General features: G+C 71.8%; 7 protein-coding genes. 2 read left to right on the top strand and 5 right to left on the bottom strand.

Going from position 1 to position 7081, the window contains the following annotated elements:
* A partial coding sequence (locus B0W88_RS28205; RefSeq protein WP_144007022.1) for a DUF4139 domain-containing protein occupies positions 1-765 on the top strand: 765 nt, incomplete at its 5' end.
* On the opposite strand, the gene B0W88_RS28200 is transcribed toward B0W88_RS28205, so the two are convergent.
* The gene (locus tag B0W88_RS28200; RefSeq protein ID WP_077037879.1) at positions 741-1976 is read right to left on the bottom strand and encodes a hypothetical protein; all 1236 of its coding nucleotides are present in this window, start codon (positions 1974-1976) and stop codon (positions 741-743) included. The two genes, B0W88_RS28205 and B0W88_RS28200, sit on opposite strands and share 25 nt — an antisense overlap.
* 161 nt (positions 1977-2137) lie before the next feature.
* On the opposite strand from B0W88_RS28200, the gene B0W88_RS28195 reads away from it, so the two are divergent.
* Positions 2138-2737 (top strand): hypothetical protein, encoded by a 600-nt coding sequence (locus B0W88_RS28195; protein ID WP_144007021.1) that lies wholly within the window; start codon positions 2138-2140, stop codon positions 2735-2737.
* Here B0W88_RS28195 and B0W88_RS28190 read toward each other — a convergent pair.
* The 4 genes from B0W88_RS28190 to B0W88_RS28175 all read right to left on the bottom strand — a co-directional run.
* The gene (locus tag B0W88_RS28190) at positions 2727-3965 is read right to left on the bottom strand and encodes a glutamate-5-semialdehyde dehydrogenase (protein WP_369973943.1); all 1239 of its coding nucleotides are present in this window, start codon (positions 3963-3965) and stop codon (positions 2727-2729) included. The two genes, B0W88_RS28195 and B0W88_RS28190, sit on opposite strands and share 11 nt — an antisense overlap.
* Positions 3966-4059: 94 nt before the next feature.
* Positions 4060-4890, bottom strand: coding sequence for an N-acetyltransferase (locus B0W88_RS28185; RefSeq protein WP_144007020.1), 831 nt, complete (start codon positions 4888-4890; stop codon positions 4060-4062).
* A complete protein-coding gene (locus tag B0W88_RS28180) occupies positions 4887-5405 on the bottom strand; it encodes a DUF1697 domain-containing protein (RefSeq protein ID WP_077037875.1) in 519 nt (172 codons plus the stop codon). The genes B0W88_RS28185 and B0W88_RS28180 overlap by 4 nt, the downstream gene beginning before the upstream one ends.
* Positions 5406-5410: 5 nt before the next feature.
* Positions 5411-7081 (bottom strand): ATP-binding protein (locus tag B0W88_RS28175; protein WP_144007019.1); only part of this gene is annotated, 1671 nt, incomplete at its 5' end.

Raw genomic sequence — 7081 nt, 5'->3', positions numbered from 1 at the left:
CCGTGGACGCTGGACCTGCAGCCGCCGCTGCCGCCGGCCGCACCGGCGCCGGTGTTCGCCCGAGCCGCCGCGCCGATGGCGATGATGAAGGAGGCGCGCGCCGCCGAGCCGGAGCTCAGCTTCGACGTCAGCGTCTTCGAGGGCGAGTTCGCCACCGAGTTCGAGGTGCCCGGCCAGGTCGACGTGGCGGCCAACGGCCAGCGCGTCGCCTTCGCCCTCGGCGCCACGCCGCTGGAGACGAAGCTGATGGCCCGCAGCAACCCGCAGGCCGACACCAATGCCTACCTGGTGGCCGAGAGCGCGCGGCCCGCCGGCGTCTGGCCCGCCGGCACGCTGCAGCTGTTCCGCGACGGCGCCTTCGTCGGCCAAAGCCGGCTGCAGGTCGGCACCGACAACGAGCGGCTGGACCTGTTCTTCGGCCGCGACGAGATGGTCCGCGTGAGCGTCGACCCCGAGGCCCGCAACGCCGGCAGCAGCGGCTTCATCGGCAGCCGCCAGGAGCAGAAGATCAGTCACGTCTATCGCGTGGAGAACCGGCACCGCCGGGCCTTCCCGGTGCAGATCCTGGAAGCCTCGCCGGTGGCCCGCCACGAGGACATCAAGGTGCAGGCCGCCTTCGATCCCGCGCCCTCGCAGCAGGCCTGGCGCAAGCAGCCGGGCATCGTCGCCTGGGACTTCACGCTGGAGCCCGGCGCCACGAAGGCGCTGAAGGCCGACTACCAGATCAGCTGGCCCAAGGATCAGCGCCTCAACGGAATGCGCTGAGACAGGTCGGCGAGCAGCTCGCCGGAAGGCGACATCAGCAGGGCGTCCTCGGGCCGCAGGCCGCGCCAGCGCATGCGCACCTCCAGCACCTCGCGCGGCAGCAGCGCGCGCTCCAGCTGCCATTGGCCGTCGCCGCCCACCAGGCCCGGCGAGTCGCCCACGCTGCAGACGAAATCGCGCAGCGCCGCCGGATCGATGCCGATCTTCAAGGAGGCCACCGGCCGCAGGCAGACGATGGTGTCGCGCCCCGCCAGGTTCATCACCAGCCGCTCGTGCCATTCCGCCTGCAGCAGGCCATGCTCGCCCGCCCTGGCCCGCGAGAGCTCGCCCAGCAGGGCCTGCAGGTCGGCCGGCTGCCCCGCGGCCATCTCGATGCGAACGAAGCCGCCGGCCTCGTCCAGCGCCTTGTTCAGGGCCACGTCCCAGCTCTTCAGGCAGCGGCCGCGCGCATCGAAGTGCCGCAGCGTGAGCCGTGGCGCCTGGTAGCGGGACCATTCGCACCACTCGTAGGTCTTGCGTGTGCGCAACGGCCATTCGAGGTCCGTCAGCTTCAGGTAGCAGTAGCGGGTGATCCGCTCCATCGACAGGCGCGGCACGCCACGCGCGTCCATGGCCAGTTGCAGGTCGCGGTACTCGATCTCGTAGTCGACCATCAGCCAGGCGTGGCCGCTGACCTCGTCGGACTTGGCCAGCAGGCCGTCCATGGCGCTCTGCGGCAGCAGGGCGCGGGCCTGCTCCAGGGTCATGTCGAGGAGGCGGGACGAGAGCTGGCGCGCCGGTTCGCGCACGCCGATGTCGTCCATCAGCAGCGCGGGCCGCTCGAGGAAGACCCTGAAGAAGCACAGCACCGCCTGCGCCAGCCGCCAGTCCACCGCCTGCCCCGCGCGGATATTGCGCACGATGCGCGGCAGGCCTGCCGCATCCAGGCTCGAATGCCTGCCGGCCGCCACGATGGGCAGGATGTCCAGCGGCATGCCGTCCACCGCCACCTCCAGGCCGCCGGCCGGCCGCGCCGCATCGACAATGGCCTTCAGCATGGCGAGCAGGTGCTGCTTCAGGAACTGCGGGGCGGCCGGCAGGAGCTGCTCCTGCGGCAGCCAGGGCAAGTCCTGACCCCGCAGCTGCAGAGCCTCCCCGCGCTGCTGCCGCTGCAGCTGCAGGCGCACGCACTCGTCGAGCAGGCGCTCGAAAGCCACCGGATCGAACGCCACGACACGTCGCCTGCGCTCTGGCGTTCTAGGGGGATTGCTCATCGGCATGCGCTCCTTGCAACAGATCGGGGCCGCGGGCCGGATTAAGCGGCGCTAAGCCGGCAGGTGCGGCCAGGCGGCTTCCTTCATTCTTTGGACGGCAGCCCCTCGGAGACCCACCCATGGCCAATGCGACGACACCGACCCCGATGATGGAGGCTTCATCGCCGCCCGCAACCCTCATCCCGACGCCCGCGCTGGGCAATCTGAACCCGGACCTGCTGCACGGCCGGTCCATGTCCACGTTTGGCGGGACCGGCGAGCCCAACTGCCCGTCGTCCTGCGCGGTCGAGTTCGTCTATGGCGGCCGGCGCCCTGCCCGGCTGCAACGCATCACCCTGCCGCTGGTCTGCTTCGACGGCGCCTCGCACTGCCTGATGCGCATCGAGGACGTCGGCCGCAACACGCTGGTCGCGTCCGGCATGCTCGGCTGGAAGGGGCGCCCGGCCGGCGTCGCGCGCGTGGTGAGCTGGTCGCACCGGAACCAGGGCGACGGCATCTTCATCTGCGATGCGGCCGGGCTGCAGCCCTTCCACCACTACCGGCTGAGCCTGTGCGCGCAGCTGGTCGGCGCTGGCGAACGCGGCTTCGCGCCCGGCCTGGGCCTGTGGGGATGGGCCTCCAACGCCATCGGCGACGCCAGCGGCTACCTGATCAACGACCGGCCGGTGCCAGGTCTTGCCCCGGCCTGGCGAATCGAGCTCGGCGCCCTCAGCCCCTGATCTCGCCCTGCCCCAGCACCACCCATTTCATCGAGGTCAAACCCTCCAGCCCCACCGGCCCGCGGGCGTGGAACTTGTCGGTGGAGATGCCGATCTCGGCGCCCAGGCCGTACTCGAAGCCGTCGGCGAAGCGGGTGCTGGCGTTGACCATCACGCTGGCCGAGTCGACCTCGCGCAGGAAGCGCATCGCGTTCGGATGGTTGGTGGTGAGGATCGCATCGGTGTGATGCGAGCCGTAGCGGCCGATATGGGCGATCGCCTCGTCCAGGCTGTCCACCACCTTGATGCTGATGATCGGCGCCAGGTACTCGGTGGACCAGTCCGCCTCGGTGGCCGGCACGGCGGCCGGCAGCAGCGCGCAGGTACGGCCGCAGCCGCGCATCTCCACGCCCTTGGCCGCGAAGACCTCGGCGATGCGGGGCAGGAACTCGCGCGCCTGGGCCGCATGCACCAGCAGCGACTCGGTCGCGTTGCAGGGGCTGTACTTCTGCGTCTTGGCGTTGTCCACGACCTTGACGGCCAGCGCCAGGTCCACCTCGGCGTCCACATAGCTGTGGCAGTTGCCGTCCAGGTGCTTGATGACCGGCACGCGGGCCTCGCGGCTGATGCGCTCGATCAGGCCCTTGCCGCCGCGCGGGATGATCACGTCGACGAACTCCGGCATCGTGATCAGCAGCCCCACGGCCGCGCGGTCGGTCGTGCCGACCAGTTGCACCGCCTCGCGCGGCAGGCCGGCCTCGGCGAGCGCATCGCCGACGATCACGGCCAGCGCCTGGTTGGAATGGATGGCCTCGGAGCCGCCGCGCAGGATGCAGGCATTGCCGCTCTTGATCGCCAGCGAGGCGGCCTCGATCGTCACGTTGGGCCGGCTCTCGTAGATCATGCCGAAGACGCCCAGCGGCACGCGCATCTGGCCCACGCTGATGCCGCTCGGGCGGCGCTTGACGCCGGTGATCTCGCCGATCGGATCGGGCATGGCGGCGATCTGCTCGCAGCCTTCGGCGACGGTGGCGATGACCTTTTCCGTCAGGCGCAGGCGGTCGACCATCGGCGCCTCCAGGCCGGCGGCGACGGCCGCGTCCACGTCCTGCGCATTGGCGGCCTGCAGCGCGGGGCCGGCCTCGCGCAGGCGGCGGGCCAGGGCCAGCAGGGCGGCGTTCTTGGCGGCCGTCGGCGCGGCGGCCATGGCGGTGGCGGCCTGGCGCGCGGCGGCGCCCAGGCTGGTCATGGTGGCGGAGAGATCGTCGGCGGTGTTCAGCTGCATGGTGCAGCGATTCTGACCGATGCCGCAAAAGCCGGGCGCGTGCGGGCTTTGGCGATCGTCAAGCCAGGCTTGCGCGCATCAGCAACTGGTGCAGCGGCTGGCGCTCGAAACCGGCCTCGGCCAGCACCCGGCCGCCTAGGTCGGGCCGCTGCAGCGCGGGCACGACGATGCGGTGCGCCGGGTGCGCCGCCCGCAGCGCGCGGGCCAGGGCCAGCGCATCGGCCTGTTCCGGCGCGTCGTCGTACAGGCCGCTAACGGTCAGGCTCAGCGGCGCCGTCTCGGCGAACAGCAGCAGCGCGCTGCCCTGCTGCAAGGCCTGCAGCCGGTTCGGATTGGCGGCCAGCAGGGCCGGGGTCTGCTGCAGCGGCAGGTCGTCGAGATAGGGCCGGGCGGCGATCCAGGCGAAGGCCGCCTCGCGTTCCAGCAGGTCGGCCCAGGGCGCCGGCTCGCCACCTGCGGGCTCCGCCTGCCAGCCCAGCAGCTCGCTGCGCGCGACGAAGCCGCGCCCCTCATAGAGCCGCCGCGCCCGCTCGTTCTGCGCGAACACCTCCAGTTCCACCGCCGCCATGCCGGCCTCGCGGGCGCGCTGCATGAAGTCGTCCAGCAGCCGCGGCGCGGCGCCGCTGCCCCGTGCAGCCGGCCGCGCGCCCATCGTGGCCAGGCGCCAGCGGCCGGGCCGTTGCGCCACGAAGGCGAAGGCCAGGATCGCGCCGCCGTCATCGAGCGCGACGCGGTTGAGCGGCAGCTCCACGCCCTGGCGTGCCAGGAACTGCGGCCACTGCGCCAGCGGCACCTGGAAGGGGCCGATCAGGTAGTCGGCGAAGGCCTCGCGGAAGGCGGCATGAAGCTGGTCGGCCGGCACGGCGCTGGCGGCGGCGATCGTCGTCATGCCCGGGCGCACTTGGCCACCGTGTCCCAGGTGCGGGTCGTGATGTCCTTGCCGAAGGCCTTCTCGATCAGCGCCATGAAGACCGGCGAGTCGTCGCCGGGGCGATAGGCCGACAGCACCTCGCGGCCTCGCACGGCATGGATCTGCGCCTGCCCGCGGCCCAGCGGCAGCGCCGGCACCTCGCCCGGCGCCGCGCGCAGGAAGCTGACGACCCGCTTGGCGTCCGCCGCCAGGCCGAAGGGGGCGAAGGGATCGGCGTCCAGCAGCGCCTGCAGCGCCGCCTGCGGCCGCACGATCGTGTAGAAGCTGCGGCCCAGCCCGGCCAGCATCGCGGCCTCCAGCTTCCTCTCCAGCGCCGCCTCGCCGACGCTGCGCGGCGTGTCGAGCACCAGGTTGCCGCTGGACAGCAGGGTCTTCACGTTCGCATAACCGGCAGCCTCGACGCAGGCCTTCAGCTCGGCCATCTTGCAGTTCATCGGGCTGACGCCGCGCAGCAGGGCAACGTATCGCGGCATCGTCTTCAGCTCAGCGTCGGGAAGCCCAGCTCGAAACTGAACACGCTGCCCAGGCCCGGTTCGCTCTGCACGCGCAGCTGCCCGTCCATCAGGCGCACCAGCTGCTGGCTGATCGACAGGCCCAGCCCGGTGCCGCCATGGCGGCGCGCCTCGTCGGAGACCTGTTCGAAGGGCTGGAACAGCCGCGCCATCTGCAGCGCGTCCATGCCGATGCCGCTGTCGCGCACCTCGAAATGCAGGCGCGCGCTGCCCGGCTGGCGCTGCACCACCCGCACCGCCAGCACCACCTCGCCCGAATCGGTGAACTTGACCGCGTTGGACAGCAGGTTCAGCAGCACCTGGCGCAGGCGCTGCCCGTCGGCCACGATGCGCACCGGCAGCTCCTCGCCGAGCTCCACCGCATAACGCAGCAGCTTCTGCTCGGCGCGCAGGCGCACCGCGTCGCCCACCGCGTCGAGCAGCGCATGCAGGTCCAGCGGGCCCGGCTGCAGGCGGATCTTGCCGGCCTCGATGCTGGCCATGTCAAGCACATCGGTGATCAGCGCGAGCAGGTGGTCTCCGGAGTCGCGGATCAGGCGCACCTTGCCCTGCTGCGGCGTGCCCAGCGACTCGTCCATCTGCAGCAGCTGCGCGAAGCCGAGGATGGCGTTCAGCGGCGTGCGGAACTCGTGGCTCATCGTGGCCAGGAAGCGGCTCTTGCTGCGGTTGGCGTCCTCGGCGCGCTGCTTGGCGCGGGTCAGCTCCTGGGTGCGGCCGGCCACCAGCTCCTCAAGGTGGTCGCGGTGGCGGGTCAGCTCCTGCTCGGCCATGCGGCGCTGGCTGATGTCGGTGAGCATGCCCTCGATGCGCAGGCCCTGGCCGTCGGCCGCGGGCACGATGTGCGCGCTCAGCTCCACCCAGATCTGCTTGCCCTCGGGCGTGGCGATCAGCACCGGCACCTGCTGCAGCAGCCGGTGCCGCACCAGCGCACGGGCGATGCGCTTGTACTCGGGGCCCTCCACGCGCGCCAGCCCGCGCAGCCGCGTGCTGGCGGCCAGCGCCTGGGCGGGGCCGGTGAAGCCCAGCATCGTGGCCATCTTGCGGTTGACCTCCAGCAGCCGGCCGCGGGCGTTGGCCTGGAAGATGCCCTCGGTGGCGTTCTCGAACAGGCTGCGGTAGCGCTCCTCGCTGCGGCGCAGGCCTTCGGAGGAGGCGAGCAACTGCTCGCTCATGCTGTTGAACTGCTGGGCCAGCGCGCCGATCTCGTCTGTGCGCTCGACCATCGTGCGGGCGCCCAGCCCGCCGCCGGCCACCGCCTGCGCCAGCGCGCCCAGCCGCGACACCGGCCGCACGACCAGCCGGTTGACGAGCACATAACTGGTTACCAGGACGGCAACGAGCACCGCGGCGAGCAGGCCGGCGACGAAGTCCCGCGTGCGCGCCACCCGTTCGACCACCTGGGCGCGGGTGTAGACCAGCGTGGCGTGCGCCACCGGCGAGGTGTCGGCGCCGGGGGCCTCGCCCTCGTGGAGGATGTCGAATTCGCGCACGACCGGCTCGACAGGCGGGCCGGTGCGGCTGCGCAGCATCGGCGCCACGTTGAGCCCGGTGCTGCGGACCTCGATGGACTGCACCTCCGGGTCGGCCATCACGGCCTCCAGCAGGCTGTCGATCGCGGCGGCGTCGAGGTTCCAGAC

Origin of the sequence: Pelomonas sp. KK5, from assembly GCF_001984095.1 — a bacterium.
Lineage (GTDB): Bacteria > Pseudomonadota > Gammaproteobacteria > Burkholderiales > Burkholderiaceae_C > KK5.
Note: the sequence above shows the minus strand (reverse complement) of the source record. Positions and strands in the feature narration are given on the sequence as shown.

Coding starts and splice junctions, on each gene's coding strand:
- B0W88_RS28195 (WP_144007021.1), top strand. CDS start 2,138: ATGGCCAATGCGACGACACCGACCCCGATGATGGAGGCTTCATCGCCG.
- B0W88_RS28190 (WP_369973943.1), bottom strand. CDS start 3,965: ATGACCAGCCTGGGCGCCGCCGCGCGCCAGGCCGCCACCGCCATGGCC.
- B0W88_RS28185 (WP_144007020.1), bottom strand. CDS start 4,890: ATGACGACGATCGCCGCCGCCAGCGCCGTGCCGGCCGACCAGCTTCAT.
- B0W88_RS28180 (WP_077037875.1), bottom strand. CDS start 5,405: ATGCCGCGATACGTTGCCCTGCTGCGCGGCGTCAGCCCGATGAACTGC.